We start from the raw sequence: 14,898 nt of genomic DNA on the forward strand, positions 1-14,898 counted from the left end.
CATGAAAAAATACATTCTTTTACTTACTTTTTTCACCTTTGGAATAGTAAATGCTCAAATAGGAATAGGAACCGTTACTCCAAACTCAAGTTCAATTTTAGATGTTACGAGTACGACCAAAGGGCTTCTGCCTCCAAAAATGACACAAGCACAACGAACTGCTATTGCAACACCTGCAACAGGATTATTGGTTTTTCAAACAGATGGTTCAGCGGGATACTACTTTTATAATGGTGCTGGTTGGCAACAATTTTCAGCGGGAAACAGTTGGAGTTTGAACGGAAATTCAGGCACAGTTCCCGCTACAAATAAACTAGGAACTACTGACAATCAACCGTTGCTAGTAAAAACAAATAATGCAGAAAGTTTTAGGATTTTAGGCAATGGAAATGTGGTTCTTGGAGGAACAACTAGTACTTCTAAATTACATTTAACATCCCCTAATGTGTTAAGCATCGTTCAAGATTTCGAATCGGTTACGTCAGGAAATGTGACACTGGTCAACACAAATAATCCCTATAATTTTTATACTAATGTTGGCTGTATTGTTGATGATGGATGGAGAATTTCGACATCCGACGCTTCTTCCGCAGCTTGCGCAAGTTGTTCAGGACAAAGAGCTGTTATAGATTATGGCGCTAGTACTTGTGACCAAGATGCCACTTTGGTTGTAAAATTAGGAGTTATTAATGCCACAAGTATTCCAATTTCATTTAATTATAGTTTTAACTATGACGTCACTCCAGAAGCATTTGTAGTAACTTTATACAATGAAACTACAGCATCAGTTCAGGCAACATTACTAAACTTATCGGCCGACGCACTCAACCAACTTTATTCATCAACACAAGCGATAACCAGTGGACAAGATTATAGTTTACGATTTCGTTATGTAGGTAATTATGGATGGGGTGTAACTGTCGACAATATTAGTATTGTAGCCCCAGTCAATGTTTTACGAATTGTTGATGGTAATCAAGCTAATAATTATGTAATGGTTTCAGATGCGAATGGCAATGGGACTTGGACAAACCCAAGTGGTTTTTCGATTTCTGATGATGATTGGCGTTTTAATAGTGGCTCCGCATATACTGATCCAATTTACAGAACAGGCGACATCCGAATTGGTTCTTCTGGAACACCAAGTTATGAATTAGATGTGGATCAAGGTATAGATGGTAATCAAACAGGATTGGGATCAAGTGAATATATTACAGATGGCTCGGCTGAAAACTGGATATCAAATACTATTGTGCCACAAAATGACAATAGTGTGAGTTTGGGTTCTGCCTCATTAAGATGGAGTACAATCTATGCTACTAATGGAGTAATTAACACTTCAGACAGCAGAGAAAAAGAAAATATACAACCACTACACTATGGTTTACAGGAATTAAAGCAATTAAAACCCGTGTCGTATCAATGGAAGGAAGAAAAATATGGTAAGACCATTCTTTCCGATTCAGAAAAAAGAAATAAAATTGGATTTATTGCACAAGATCTTCAAAAAATCCTACCAGAAACCGTTCAAGATAGTGAATGGAGACCCAAAGATCCCAACAATCTTTCTGTTTACGAAAAAAGAAAAACAAATATATTAGGAGTAAGTTATAGTGAAATTCTTCCTGTTGTAATCAAAGCAACTCAAGAAAATCAAAACACTTTAAACGAGGTTAAAAAATTATTAGACGAAGCCACTTTAATGGTTAAGCAACTTGAGAAAAAATAATTATGAAAAAGATAGTTACTATATTCGCCTTTTTAGGATTTACAATTTCTTCTTTCGCACAAGTGGGAATTGGTACAGTCACTCCTGATGCAAGTGCTGCTCTCGATATTTCCAGCACCAATAAAGGGGTTCTTGTACCAAGAATGACACAGGCACAAAGAAACCTAATCGGAACACCCGCAACAGGATTGTTAATTTATCAAACTGATGCAACGCCTGGATTTTATTACTACAATGGGGCATCATGGCAGTCTTTTGCCAGTTCGGGTTGGTCTTTAACCGGTAACGGTGGGACAACCCCCACTTCCAATAAAGTAGGTACCACAGATGCACAGGATTTTAAAATAGTTACCAATAATATCGAATCTTTAAGAGTAACAAGTGGTGGTAATGTAGGTATTGGAACCTCTACGCCTTCCACAAAACTACATGTGGCGGCTACTAGTGTTGCGACACAACTTTTAAATGATGGTTTTGAAGATGGTAACGTTGCTCCTTTTACAACTGGTGGAAATCGAAATTGGACTACTGGTGCTCCCGGATTTTCCGGAACTACCGCAGCAAAAACGAGAGCAAATCTTGTAGATAATGAAAATTCTTGGCTAGAAACCACTGCAACCATAGGAGCACAAGGTGGTACCATCTCTTTTGCTTATAGTACTTCCACCGAAAGTTGTTGTGATAAACTTCGCTTTTTAATTGACGGAGTAGAACAAGCCAATTGGGGTGGAATAATTAGTTGGACAACCGTAACTTACAATCTTACCAGCGGAACACATACTTTTAGATGGAATTACACCAAAGATTCTTCTGCAGACGGTGGTACCGATGAAGTGTTTTTAGATGATGTTATTATAACCGAAAACGCGTCGCCTACACTAACCATTCAGGATGGTGCTCAAGGGGTAGGGAAAATGCTGTATTCCGATGCAACCGGTCTTGCCACTTGGAAAAACCCAATTGCTGTTTCGACAACCGATGATGATTGGAGATGGCAAACAGGTACTTCCAATTCAGATCCTATTTATCATGTTGGAAATATTAAAGTCGGACAATCAACTGCTTCCACCTATAATTTACATTTGAATAATGGGTCAGCTTCTGGAACTCAAGCCGGAATTGGTACTATCGAATACATACAAGATGGTGTAGATGAATTTAATATATATTGCCCTTTATCACCAATAACCAATAACTCTATAAACGCAGGTTCGGGAACAAAACGATGGACAGCCGTTTATGCTGCAACAGGTACAATAAATACTTCTGACAGAAGAGATAAAGAAAACATTCAGCCACTACGTTATGGGATAAACGAAATTATGAAAATGGAACCTGTTTCATTCAAATGGAAAAAAGAAAATGAAAGTGGGTTTGAAATTCCTGATGCTGAAAAAGAAACAAAACTTGGATTTATAGCACAACAAATTCAACCGATTCTCCCAGAAGTTATTGAAACCCATCAATGGAAAGAATACGAAGAAAAGCCAGGCATTTTGGTCAAAGAAGAAATGCCAAGACTGGGTATTAGTTACACTGAAATTATTCCAGTAGCCATTAAAGCAATTCAGGACCAACAATTGCAAATAGATGCTTTGAAAAAACAAAAGGAAGCCTTAGAAAAAATAGTTAAGACACTTGAAAACAACAAAAAAGGAGCGAATTAAGCTCCTTTTTTATGCAATTTAACTGACTTTTTAAACATTTTGTCGAGTTTGTGTGGCTTTTAAATACTTTACTGTCAAGAGTTTGTATAATTGCCAAACTTTTCAAAATAATACCACAAACTCAAAAAACAAACTAATGAAAAATGTATTCATGCTACTGGCATCACTCATCGCTATAAATGGGTTTTCTCAAGTAGGTGTAGGGACTACAACCCCTGAAGGTGCTTTAGATATTTCAAGCACACAATTTGGCTACGTCATGCCAAGAATTGCATTATCCGCTACGAATACCGCTGCTCCAGTAGTGAATCCAAAAACAAATAACAATGTCTTAGCTGCGGGGACAATGGTTTATAATACCGCTACAACAGTAGGCACATATGGCGTCGTTCCAGGTATTTATTATTGGGATGGAACCAATTGGGTATCCCAAGCACATCGTTACTTTGATACAAAATTTACGCAAAACTCCGACTTAACAGTAGCAACTACTGCCTCTACGTATACAAACATACCAGGGCTTAACTCAAAATCATTTGTAGCACCCTATACTGGGAAATATTCAATTACATTTAGTGGTTATTTAGGTGCCGGAACAGTCGATACGGACGGTGCGAAAATGGGATTTGTTGAGGGCAATTTTAAATTAACTGTAAACGGAACCGACTATAGAAAATACTTACATTCCACTAGTTTTTACAATAGCACAACACTTACCAATTATTTAGAATTATTTAATGAGTCGAATATCATTGTAACCTTGTCATTAAATGCAGGGCAAACCTGCACATTAAACGCTTCTTATAATGGAGTAGCTGATGACAATATAACCGAAGCCAATGCACATGTAGTAGGCTCAATGGGTGCTTTAGGAAATCAATGTGAAATTAACGTCATGTACATCGGAAGATAATAATCTACCAAATAATTATTACCTACTAAAAAAACGAGCTCTAGAGCTCGTTTTTTATTGTATTTACAATCGAAATTGGTAAAATGGTTCGCATCACCTCATCATAGCCTTCCACTTTTTTATTGCCGTAAATGGAAGTTGGTAATAAAGGATATTTTTCTCTATCTGAAGTGATACAATTCTCCAAAGGTTGATTAAACGGTTGAAATCCGGCATACGGATGGGTAGCGCCCCAAAGTGTTACCACGTTCACACCTAGCATTGCTGCGATATGTGCGTTACCAGAATCCATGGAAAGCATCACATCCAGATTGGAAATCAAATCCAATTCTTGTGGCAATTTCATTTTTCCTGCCACTACAATGACATTGTCAAAATTTCCTTTCAGTTGTTGGAGTTTTTCAATCTCTTTTTGTCCTCCTCCAAATAAAAATAGCTTATATTTTTCTTTTGCTAATTCGGTAACCACTTGCTGCATTAAATCGAGTGGATACACTTTTGAATCGTATTGAGCAAAAGGAGCTATACCCATCCATTTTTCATTTTTTACTCCCGTTATGGGCAAAATTTCTTCTGATAAGATTGCTTTTTGAGGAAAAGTTGGGTGTGCCAAATCGATTGAAAATCCTAATTTTTCAAACGTTTCTCCATGCCTTTCGAACATCGATTTAACTGGGGCGAAGATTTTATTTTCCGCTCGAGTTAAGGCTCTCTTATCTGCTCTTCCTTTATCGGTGGCTGCCACTTTTTTGCCACTCAAAGCGAAAAGGGTTCGCACCACTTTTGAACGCAATACATTGTGCAAATCGGCCACAGCATCAATATTCAATTGTCGTAAATCGGCATGCAATCGGAGTAGTCCTAAAAATCCTTTATGACCTTGATTCAAATCGATGGAGAAAAAATTTACATTCGGAATTCCTTCAAAAAAAGGTTTGAAAAAAGGTCGGGAAACTACGGTAATTTTTACTTCAGGATATTGCAAAGAAAAAGCTCTAAGCACAGGAACCGTCATTGCAACGTCACCCATAGCCGAGAGCCTTATAACTAAAATATGTTTGATGTTTGCCATCGAAACAGATGCTTATTTTTTATTTTGATACAACACCGGATTCAATTCCTCGTCGTTGTACATTTTCATTTGTTTGTACACTTTCATGTATTTGTCACCATTTTCTATGTCTTCTACCAATTGACTAATAGATACAAACATGTCGCTTTTTTGATCCAACAACACATTTAATTTTTCTTGGCATTTGGCACGGTGTTCTGGAGTCGCTTCGGCTCTATTGGCTTCTTCGCTCATGTGGTAAATTTTTAGGGCCAAAATAGACAAACGATCGATCGCCCAAGCAGGACTTTCAGTATTGATTTTAGCATTTGCTTTTACCACTACATTCGAATATTTCTGTAAAAAATAACTGTCAATATATTCCACCATATCCGTACGAACTTGGTTGGAAGCATCAATTTTACGCTTCAAATCTAAAGCGGCCACCGGGTCAATTTGCGGGTCACGAATAATATCTTCATAATGCCATTGCACGGTATCTACCCAGTTTTTAGCATATAATAAGTGTTCTATAGATCCTTTTTCAAACGGATTTAAAGTCGGTTGATACACGTCATCAATCACGTGATACTCATTGATACTTCTTTCAAAAATGGGAAATGCAAATTCAGCGAACATAGTTTTGATTCTTTATTTGATACAAAAGTAGCGTTTTTTTGTACTTTTATCGGGAATTTGTAAAATTTATCAAAATGCATATCCATTATATCTCAGAGCAAAACAGTATCCTAAATCATTTTTTAACGCAAATCCGCGACGTGACCATTCAAAAAGACAGCATGCGTTTTCGTAAAAACATTGAGCGTATTGGTGAAATTATGGCGTATGAATTGAGTAAAACCTTAGACTATAAGAATATTGATGTGCAGACTCCATTAGGAATTAAACACACCACAACTATTGCCGAACCCGTAGTTTTATGTTCGATTTTAAGAGCAGGATTGGCTTTGCATACTGGTTTTATGAACTTTTTTGACGATGCTGAAAACGGATTTGTATCGGCATATCGTCATCATTATGACAACGATGATAAATTTGAAATTTTAGTAGAATACCAAGCCGCTCCTTCTTTTGAAGGAAAAAATTTAATTTTAATTGATCCGATGTTGGCTACAGGACAATCGTTAGTAGCAGTTCTACATAAATTGCATTTGGAACAAAAACCAAAAGAAATTCATATTGCAGTTGTTATTGCAGCTCCCGAAGGCATTGCTTTCTTAGAGCAAAACTTACCTGAAAATTGCCATTTGTGGGTGGCTGCATTGGACGAAAAACTGAACGAGAAAAATTACATTATTCCTGGTTTAGGTGATGCTGGTGATTTAGCCTACGGTAGCAAACTGTAATAATTGAGTTGCTTTTTTATTAGACTAGTTGTAAAATATACGTCACAAAACTAGCGGTTGCGATAATTCCAACGATGACTTCTTTAACCCAATATTTCTGAACCGTTTCGAGATAATTGGTCAACATGATGGCAGTGGGTACAAACGTATAAATTAAATAACTGTTGTCTTTGTTGGGCGAAATAAAATAAACAGCCAGTCCAATCACGAAAGAAAAAATCACTTTTCGGTATGCCGAATGTAGGTTTGACAATTTGTTAGGCAAGATAAACAGCATCGAGAAAAAAGCAATAATAGCAGTAAGGATATAGATTGCAATCGCTACATTTTGAAATATATTTTCAAAATACTTAAAATCGAAATCAACCACAATTTGTTTCGAATATTCCTGAATAAAAGTGGGATAAAAAGCCAACGAGAACATCGCCGTAATAATTACCACCGTAAAAAGCGCAATAAACGGAATAATCCAGTTTCTATAATCTCTGGAAACGTGAAAAATAATCGAAAGAAAAACCAAAATAATAAATAAGATACACCAGAAATTAAAAAGACTGGCCACAAAAATCCAAATCGAAGCATCAAATATTTTTTCTTTTGGGGTAATTAGCGACTGCATCGAAATAAGTCTTCGGATGGCCAATAAAATTAATCCGTTCGATACAATTAAACTTCCGTTCGCCAATGTTTTCGGAAATAAAATCAGAAAAATAAAAAATAAAAAGAAGGTGTAACTGTTGTCTTTACTCAATCCGTTCTTTTTAGTAATGAAATTAGTGATAAATAAAGATCCTATTAATAACACTAACAAAAAACCAATTCTAGCGATTTCATAGGTAGAAATTGAACTAAAATTGGTTCTAAATTGGAACAATAAAAAACAGATAACCAACAAAGTTGTGATTAAAATATAATTTATTGGACGAGATTTACTAAAAACGCTTGTAATCATGAGTATATTTTATATTTTTGCTGTGTAAATATAATACAATCAATTATGATGAAATCATTTTTTGAAGCAATTCAATGGATATTTGACGAAATTATTTTCTTCTTTCATGACATTTTTCGTTTTACTGAAATTGAACCAACATGGGGTTGGTGGGTTGCCAACATTGTAAACTGGGCACTTTGGGGAATTATTTGTTACTATATCTGGTATTGGATTAAGCAATTACAAATTCACAAAGATAACAACGAAGAAGATCAGGATACTACTGCACATTCGTTCTTAAAATAAAAAACAAAATGCCGCTTAAAGCGGCATTTTTGTATTCAACTATATTCGATTTAGTTTTTTATTATCTTTTTCGTTCCGATTTTCCCATCTTTCGTTTTTACTTTCATGACAAAAACTCCGTTAGAAAGCGCTGAAATATCTATTGTGGCTCCAGAAGCTGATTTTAGGTTTCTTCCTTCTAAAGAAATTATTTCTATCGATTCGATATTTTCTACACTTTGAACCGTTACCCTACTATTACTTGGATTCGGATAAATATAAAAATCGGACAACTCATTGAAATCCTTTGTGCTCAAAGCCGCCAATTCGTTGTATAAACTTGTCACGTTTGCTTGTGTTAACGTAGTCGTGTAAACACGAATATCATCAATACTACCTGAATACCTATTTGTCGCAGTCAAATTATTTAAATGGTCATTGGATATGCTAATTGTTCTTAATGTTGACATTAAGTTCCATTGGTGCAACCCAGAACCTGTCATTGAATAATACTGATCTCCATTGGAGGTTTCTAATACATTGTTAACGTATATTTTATAAAAATAACGCATGCGTAAAACACCAGGACTTGGATAATCACTTGCTTTTTGCATTGTTATTACTACATGTTGCCAAGTATTATTGGCTATCGTAGAGGTAGAAACTGAATTGGTATAATCGGAATTTCCACTATAAGGCGTTCCTCCTGTGCCACCAACGGTGAAATACCAACTAAAATTAGCAGCCAAACCTATTTTTCCATTTTGTAAATAAATGTACCATCCTGGTTTCGTGTTGTCCTCTGTGGCAGAAGTTCTACTACTTTGATCTAGGATGGTTTGTTTGTTTGCATTCACAACCGAAGTTTTGATCCAAAAACTAATCGATAAATCATTAGAGTAAAGTGCACTTCTTTTAAAATAATCTCCCCCAAGATTAATGGCGCTTGTAGTACTTCCAATTCTATCTGAAGTGAATGTAGCTGCACTTCCCGTTTGTGTCAAATTTTCGGCTGTGCCAAAAGTGTCTAAAATATTGTTCGTAAATTGATACTCACTATCCAAATTGGAGGTTGGAACTTGAGCCAATACTTTTACAGAAAATAAAAAGACTAAAAAAGATAATTTTGTGTTCATGCGTTTTCAGTTTTTGTTTATGGGACAAATTTGAACGATTTGAATAGTTCTCCCGAATCAAAACCGAATCATTTGCGTCATTTATCGACGATTTGATTCAGATACCTTCCTTTTGATTCAAATTGGTTTTTTTCCGAAGAAATAGTATATTTTTGGACTTACAATACAAGCACATCAATCGTCTTTTGTAACTAATAAAAGGGTAATGAAAAATTGGTACGATTTGTTGGTTTCCTTAGGAATTCGAAACACAATACAATCAAATTCAGAAATTAAAAGAATCAAACTGTTCAATACCTTTTGTTATTGCTGGTATGCAACGGCTGTGATTTTACTGCTCAATTATTTGACAAAATCACCCCTTCTTTATTTAAATATTTTAGTGCATTTTCTGCAATTGATTGTTATTATTCTATCGCAATATATTCATACCAAAGGCCACTATGAAATCGGTCGATTTATGTTTGCGTTGATGCTCATCGTCAATAGTTTTGTCTTTGGAAATTTTATAAAAAAGGGACAATTATTAGAGTTCTATTTGATTTTGGCTCCAGCAGTGAGTTTGGTGCTTACCGATAATAAAAAAATTAATTACAGCATTTTTACCGTAGCACTTTTATGTTTCACGATTCCGAATCATTTTTTTGAACATTATCCAACCATCGATTTTTATAGTCCTGGCTTGGTTTGCCTTTTCTTTCTGTTTTACATTTTGACGAATTATTTCAAAAAACAAAACAATCAAATAGAGAAACTCTTAGAATTAGAAAGGGATAAAGTGATTGCCGATAAAATTATTTTGGAAGAGCAACGAAACAAACTCGATCAATTAAACGAATTCAAATCGCATTTTTTTGTCAATTTTTCACACGAAATACGAACTCCCTTGACCTTAATTCAAGGCAATGTTTCCAGAATTAATTTGAAAGGCTCTTTGGAAGAAAATCAAGGAAAAATTGAGAACATCAACAACCAAGTGGCGCAAATTCAGAATATCATTAACAACATCATTGATTTGAGTAAAATTGATTCGAATGAATTTACGATTACCTGCACGAAAGTTGCCTTACAGCCCTTTTTAGAAAAACATTATGCAGAATTTGCAACACTCTTTCAAAAAAAGGAAATTCAGTTTGACTTAATCATGACCGTGTCGAATATAGCTGTTTTCATGGATGAAGATTTGATGTCAAAGTCGATTAATAATTTATTGTCGAATGCTTTAAAGTTTACGCCTAAAAAAGGAAGGGTAGCCATCGAAGTTACTTTAGAAAAGGATCTGATCCTCAAAATTAAAGATACCGGAATTGGAATTCCAGCATCCGATGTAGACAAAGTATTTGAACGTTTCTTCCAATCTAAAAATGATATTACCAAAAGCCAAGGAAGCGGCATCGGTTTGTCCTTTACGCAAAGTATTTTAGAGGCACACCATTTCGATATTTCCTTATCAAGTATCCCGAATGAGGAAACCATTTTCACAATTACCATTCCTAAAAAAGCCATTGAACACAGTCCAATTGTGCTAAAAACCAGCAACACTGTGGTTGGAAATAATAGACTTCATAAAATTCAAACGCAGCCATCGAAAACTACCAAAAGATCTATTTTGATTGTGGAAGACAACGAGCAAATGCGACACTATTTAAAAGAAGTTTTAGAAGACTACCATATTACCGAAGCCGAAAACGGTCAAGAAGCACTCGAAATACTGCAACAACATTCGTTTGACATTATCATTACCGATTATATGATGCCCGTTTTGGATGGAGAAGGTCTTGTCTTACAAATCAAAGAACAAGAACTAAAAACGCCTATTATTGTATTAACCGCGAGAAGTGATCAAGAAGGAAAACTCAACATGCTTCGTTTGGGGATTGATGGTTATTTGAACAAACCCTTTGTAGAAGAAGAACTGCTGTTAATGATTCAAAAATCATTACAATCATTTGATACTCTTCATACTTTTGTAACCACTTTAGATGCCGAAGAAAGAGAAAGTTTAACTGTTTTTGCCAGCAAATTTAATGTAGAATTGAACGAACTTATTTATACTTATTTGCATTCACACACTTTTGGTGTGGAAGATATTGCCCTTCATATGAATATTTCCAAAAGTACTTTAAACAGGAAAACCAAAGCGATTTTAGGACAAACCACACAAGAACTCATCATGGAAGCTCGTTTTCAAAAAGCAAAGGCACTACTCATGGAAAATCCGCACGCTACCAAAAAAGAAATTGCAGCAAGTGTGGGCATTACCAATGCAACTTATTTTTTCAGCAAACTAAAAGAACGATTTGGAACTTCAGTATAAAAAAAGTCCATACCTAAAAAGTATGGACTTTTGATGAAACAAACAGTTTATGATACAAAATTATTGTAACATTAATTCAGATAACTTAAACGTTTTTCCGCACATTTTTTCGGTAATGGTAAAAATCACGTGGGCTTTTTTTCCATTATCAGCCCATCGTACTTCTTCTCCTACATTACATCCAATGCTGGTTTTAGCACCTTTATTTAAGGAAACAAAACCAGTTCCTGTATGAATGGATACTTTGTCATTTGTATCATTTATTAATGAAACGCTTCCTCCAGTTATTACTTCTGTTGCAACAGTATTTTCAGATGGATTCATCATACGACTTCCAAAAGAAGAAAGGACGATTACACTTAAAATTAAAACAATTTTTCTCATATCTATTTTTTTTAAAAATTAAATATACTAATTTTTAATGATTTTTTTAGTTCCCATTTTCCCTTCGGTCGTTTTTACCTGCATTATATAAATTCCGTTAGAAAGTTCTGCAATATCGATTGTGGTTCCTGAAACTGATTTTAGAGTTCTTCCTTCTAAAGAAATAATTTCAATCGATTCGATATTTTCTGCATTGCTAACCGTTACTATACTATTACTTGGATTCGGATAGATTATAAAATCTGAAAAAGCAGTAAAATCGTTGGTTGCTAAAGCCAAATCATATTCGTAAGCGCCCATATCTACTGTTGTGTTCACAACTCTAGCATTTCCATTTAAATCATAAGACATACCTGTTACGATTAAAGTATTATTTCCTGCATCAATGGCCGGTGAACCCGATTGAAGTGTGTAATCATTATTAAGAAGTGGATTTGAATTAATACCACTTATTTGACCTCCTTGAGAAATAGTACTTTGTAACGAAGGCCCTCCCAAAGTTCCTGCAATTACAAAAGGGGTGTTGCTTCCATTTCCATAAATTATACAATTTTTAAATCGCGTGTTCGAGCCATTATCCGTTTTGATTACATTTCCTGAGACACCCACATTATTTGAAAAAGTTGAGTTGATTACATCAACATTGATTCCGTTTTGATTGCCTCCGTTGGTTGTACTGGCACTTAAATATAAAGTGGAAGCTCCTGAAGTGGAAGTATTGTTATAAAACAAACAATTCTTGATTTCACTATTGCCAACCCAGTTAAACCCATTCGCTCCACCAATTAAGATTTGCGAATTCGTACCAGAGAAATTATTTCTTACTATCGATGAATCAAAATCCAATTTAAAGCTTTGAAAGTTAACACCACTTGCATAATACGCAGCTGCCACACCGGTGTCGGATCCTGAATTATTTTCTAAAATACAGTTTTTGATTTTCACATAGGCATAATCACTCATCGTGTATGGATTGATGTAAATGGCTCCACCACGAGTATGATAATATTGCGCGGAAGCTGTGCCTGTCGTAAGTGTAGGACCATTTGCATTTCCTCCAGCAATAGTAAATCCATCAATCAAAATATCTCTTAAATTACCCCTTACTGTTAGTACATGATAGGCATTTTCTTGTCTAGTGGCTTCTGTTGCATTTATGGTTGTGTTGTCATTCCCGTTAATGTCTCCACTTAAAATGGTAGTATTGTTTTTTGGATTTCTTTCACTTAATAACGTTTCATTTCCAGCAAAACCACCATATAGTTTAGTACCATATTTTAACGAGAAAGTAGAAGTTCTAGCAGTACCTGCAGGTTTATATGTGCCTGCCGCTACCCATATTTCATTTACAGATGTAGATGCAGTAATGGCGGCATCTAAACTGGTATAAGCATCGGCCCAAGAAGTACCGTTGTTTGCTCCAGTTGCATTTGCTTTCACATAAATTGGCACATTAGGTTTGTCTTCATTGAATAAAACATCGATTTCACCAGGTGTTAATGCTCTTTCATAATAGCGAATTTGGTCAATACTATCTTGGTAATCCAAATACGACCCACTTGGACTTTTCCCGATTACCAATTGTTTGGTTGGTGTAATTGATCTAATAGTGTGCGATTCGCTAGTTAGCATTGCTGGATAATCTGTTTCGGAATCGCCAGGAATGGATACATTATCTACAAACATAGAATAAGTAAAAACTAAAGTGTAGCTTGTAAATGCCCCGCCATACACAAAAGAACTATTGGTGCTTAATGAGCAAACAATATGATGCCATTGTCCGTCATTGATTACAGGACTAATTACTTGGCGCACACCACTATTTCCAGAAACGGATGTAGAACTCCAGCTACTTTGTCCGTTGAAATAAATTTTTCCATCTTTTAACGCTATACTAAAACCTGCTGGATTTGTAGCGGTATTGTGTTGGTCAAAAATGTATCGTTTGGGACTTTCATTAACTGTAGTCTTTACCCAAAAACTTATGGTGTAATTATTTACAGATGCCGCATTGGTACCTCCCGCTACAAAAGAGTCGCCATTTAGTGAAATAGCGTTATTTGCAATACTATTTCTATCTGTTATGATAGTTCTTGCTGAGCCTGTTGGGGCCAAAGTTGTAGTTCCCGCTTGTAGAGAAGGCATCACATCACTGGTTAAAGCACCATTGGTAAATTTGTAATCTTTAATCAATCCTGCAGTTGGAATTTGCGCTTGTAATTCAAGACATGCCGGAATTAAAAGGATAAAAAGTAATAGTTTTTTCATAAGACAAGGATGTTTGTTTGAGGCAAATCTCCTACTTATAGAATACAGGCTACAGTACTTTTTTCTGAAATGCTTGTATTTTTTTCTAAACCGTTAAAACATAGATTGTATTAAGGCTAAAAATTCGTCTTTTTTTTCTTTAGCCACTGGAATGGTTTTGTTATTTTCCATGATAATATGATAACCGTCTTTTTTGGAAAGCTCCTTCATGAATTTTAAATTAATCAAATAGGAACGATGTGGTTTATAGAAAATAGGTTTGTTTTCCAGCTGTTCCACAAAATGTTTCAAAGGTTTGCATATTAATTGTGTCGAATTGTCTTGCATAAATACTTTGGTATACATACCATCGGCTTCAAAAGCAATAATATCATCGTGAGAGACAAACAAAACGCCTTTCGGAACTTCCAAAACCATTTTATTTAAAGACAATTGATTGAACACCTTTTTAAGATCGTCTAATTTATGACTAATATTGCCTTTTTGAATATTCTGTTTGGCTTTTTCAACAGCGCTTTTAAATTCTGAAATATCTATGGGTTTTAACAAATAATCCACCGCAGAAAGTTTAAACGCTTGTACGGCATATTCGTTATACGCGGTGATAAAAATCAATTGAAAATTCAATTCATTAGGCGCTAAAAATTCGGCAATTTGCAATCCAGAATGATTGGGCATTTCAATATCCAAAAAGACAATGTCGGGTTGTATTTCTTTTATGAGTTGGCAACCGGAAACTAAATCTTCGGCTTCATAAATCGTAAAGGTATCGTTGTACTCTTCATTTAATAATGCAGCGATTAGTTTTCTGGCTTTGTTCTCGTCGTCTATGATTACCACTTTCATC

General features: G+C 35.3%; 13 protein-coding genes. 6 read left to right on the forward strand and 7 right to left on the reverse strand.

Annotation, left to right across the window (positions count from 1 at the left end; translation table 11 throughout):
• Position 1: 1 nt before the first annotated feature.
• The 3 genes from EQG63_RS03010 to EQG63_RS03020 all read left to right on the forward strand — a co-directional run bounded on the left by EQG63_RS03010 (position 2) and on the right by EQG63_RS03020 (position 4,309).
• Positions 2-1,729 carry a tail fiber domain-containing protein gene (locus EQG63_RS03010; protein WP_129434260.1) on the forward strand — a complete coding sequence of 576 codons (1,728 nt, stop codon included), beginning with the start codon at positions 2-4 and terminating at the stop codon, positions 1,727-1,729.
• A 2-nt stretch (positions 1,730-1,731) separates the two neighbouring features.
• Entirely contained in the window at positions 1,732-3,396 is a 1,665-nt protein-coding gene (locus tag EQG63_RS03015; protein ID WP_129434262.1) for a tail fiber domain-containing protein, read from the forward strand.
• Positions 3,397-3,532: 136 nt separating this feature from the next.
• Positions 3,533-4,309 carry a hypothetical protein gene (locus EQG63_RS03020; protein ID WP_129434264.1) on the forward strand — a complete coding sequence of 259 codons (777 nt, stop codon included), beginning with the start codon at positions 3,533-3,535 and terminating at the stop codon, positions 4,307-4,309.
• Positions 4,310-4,349: 40 nt separating this feature from the next.
• Here the strand turns inward: EQG63_RS03020 and EQG63_RS03025 are convergent, their stop codons facing one another.
• Positions 4,350-5,381 carry a glycosyltransferase family 9 protein gene (locus tag EQG63_RS03025; RefSeq protein WP_129434266.1) on the reverse strand — a complete coding sequence of 344 codons (1,032 nt, stop codon included), beginning with the start codon at positions 5,379-5,381 and terminating at the stop codon, positions 4,350-4,352.
• Between the two features lie 12 nt (positions 5,382-5,393).
• Positions 5,394-5,999 carry a DUF4254 domain-containing protein gene (locus EQG63_RS03030; RefSeq protein WP_129434268.1) on the reverse strand — a complete coding sequence of 202 codons (606 nt, stop codon included), beginning with the start codon at positions 5,997-5,999 and terminating at the stop codon, positions 5,394-5,396.
• A gap of 74 nt (positions 6,000-6,073) precedes the next feature.
• Between EQG63_RS03030 and upp the strand changes: the two genes are divergently transcribed.
• Entirely contained in the window at positions 6,074-6,727 is a 654-nt protein-coding gene (upp, locus tag EQG63_RS03035) for a uracil phosphoribosyltransferase (RefSeq protein ID WP_129434270.1), read from the forward strand.
• A 19-nt stretch (positions 6,728-6,746) separates the two neighbouring features.
• Here upp and EQG63_RS03040 read toward each other — a convergent pair whose 3' ends face one another.
• On the reverse strand, positions 6,747-7,679 hold the full coding sequence (locus EQG63_RS03040; RefSeq protein WP_129434272.1) for a DUF6427 family protein: 933 nt from the start codon (positions 7,677-7,679) through the stop codon (positions 6,747-6,749).
• Positions 7,680-7,724: 45 nt separating this feature from the next.
• Here EQG63_RS03040 and EQG63_RS03045 point away from each other — a divergent pair, with 45 nt between their 5' ends.
• Positions 7,725-7,967, forward strand: coding sequence for a DUF6341 family protein (locus EQG63_RS03045; RefSeq protein ID WP_317125538.1), 243 nt, complete (start codon positions 7,725-7,727; stop codon positions 7,965-7,967).
• A gap of 50 nt (positions 7,968-8,017) precedes the next feature.
• Here EQG63_RS03045 and EQG63_RS03050 read toward each other — a convergent pair whose 3' ends face one another.
• Entirely contained in the window at positions 8,018-9,082 is a 1,065-nt protein-coding gene (locus EQG63_RS03050) for a LamG-like jellyroll fold domain-containing protein (RefSeq protein ID WP_129434274.1), read from the reverse strand.
• Positions 9,083-9,287: 205 nt separating this feature from the next.
• Between EQG63_RS03050 and EQG63_RS03055 the strand changes: the two genes are divergently transcribed.
• Positions 9,288-11,399 (forward strand): hybrid sensor histidine kinase/response regulator, encoded by a 2,112-nt coding sequence (locus tag EQG63_RS03055; RefSeq protein ID WP_129434276.1) that lies wholly within the window; start codon positions 9,288-9,290, stop codon positions 11,397-11,399.
• 60 nt (positions 11,400-11,459) lie between these two features.
• Here the strand turns inward: EQG63_RS03055 and EQG63_RS03060 are convergent, their stop codons facing one another.
• From EQG63_RS03060 to EQG63_RS03070, 3 genes are all read right to left on the reverse strand, one after another.
• On the reverse strand, positions 11,460-11,783 hold the full coding sequence (locus tag EQG63_RS03060; protein ID WP_129434278.1) for a hypothetical protein: 324 nt from the start codon (positions 11,781-11,783) through the stop codon (positions 11,460-11,462).
• A 27-nt stretch (positions 11,784-11,810) separates the two neighbouring features.
• Entirely contained in the window at positions 11,811-14,051 is a 2,241-nt protein-coding gene (locus tag EQG63_RS03065) for a choice-of-anchor Q domain-containing protein (protein WP_129434280.1), read from the reverse strand.
• A gap of 93 nt (positions 14,052-14,144) precedes the next feature.
• A complete protein-coding gene (locus tag EQG63_RS03070) occupies positions 14,145-14,897 on the reverse strand; it encodes a LytR/AlgR family response regulator transcription factor (RefSeq protein ID WP_129434282.1) in 753 nt (250 codons plus the stop codon).
• Between the last annotated feature and the right edge of the window lies 1 nt (position 14,898).

The organism is Flavobacterium amnicola (genome assembly GCF_004122165.1).
In the GTDB taxonomy this organism is placed as follows: Bacteria; Bacteroidota; Bacteroidia; order Flavobacteriales; family Flavobacteriaceae; genus Flavobacterium; species Flavobacterium amnicola.

Bases quoted from the DNA above. Each gene is read 5' to 3' on its own strand.
- EQG63_RS03040 (WP_129434272.1), bottom strand. From the start codon at position 7,679: ATGATTACAAGCGTTTTTAGTAAATCTCGTCCAATAAATTATATTTTA.
- EQG63_RS03020 (WP_129434264.1), top strand. From the start codon at position 3,533: ATGAAAAATGTATTCATGCTACTGGCATCACTCATCGCTATAAATGGG.
- EQG63_RS03030 (WP_129434268.1), bottom strand. From the start codon at position 5,999: ATGTTCGCTGAATTTGCATTTCCCATTTTTGAAAGAAGTATCAATGAG.
- EQG63_RS03050 (WP_129434274.1), bottom strand. From the start codon at position 9,082: ATGAACACAAAATTATCTTTTTTAGTCTTTTTATTTTCTGTAAAAGTA.
- EQG63_RS03070 (WP_129434282.1), bottom strand. From the start codon at position 14,897: ATGAAAGTGGTAATCATAGACGACGAGAACAAAGCCAGAAAACTAATC.
- EQG63_RS03045 (WP_317125538.1), top strand. From the start codon at position 7,725: ATGATGAAATCATTTTTTGAAGCAATTCAATGGATATTTGACGAAATT.
- EQG63_RS03025 (WP_129434266.1), bottom strand. From the start codon at position 5,381: ATGGCAAACATCAAACATATTTTAGTTATAAGGCTCTCGGCTATGGGT.
- upp (WP_129434270.1), top strand. From the start codon at position 6,074: ATGCATATCCATTATATCTCAGAGCAAAACAGTATCCTAAATCATTTT.
- EQG63_RS03060 (WP_129434278.1), bottom strand. From the start codon at position 11,783: ATGAGAAAAATTGTTTTAATTTTAAGTGTAATCGTCCTTTCTTCTTTT.
- EQG63_RS03015 (WP_129434262.1), top strand. From the start codon at position 1,732: ATGAAAAAGATAGTTACTATATTCGCCTTTTTAGGATTTACAATTTCT.
- EQG63_RS03010 (WP_129434260.1), top strand. From the start codon at position 2: ATGAAAAAATACATTCTTTTACTTACTTTTTTCACCTTTGGAATAGTA.
- EQG63_RS03065 (WP_129434280.1), bottom strand. From the start codon at position 14,051: ATGAAAAAACTATTACTTTTTATCCTTTTAATTCCGGCATGTCTTGAA.
- EQG63_RS03055 (WP_129434276.1), top strand. From the start codon at position 9,288: ATGAAAAATTGGTACGATTTGTTGGTTTCCTTAGGAATTCGAAACACA.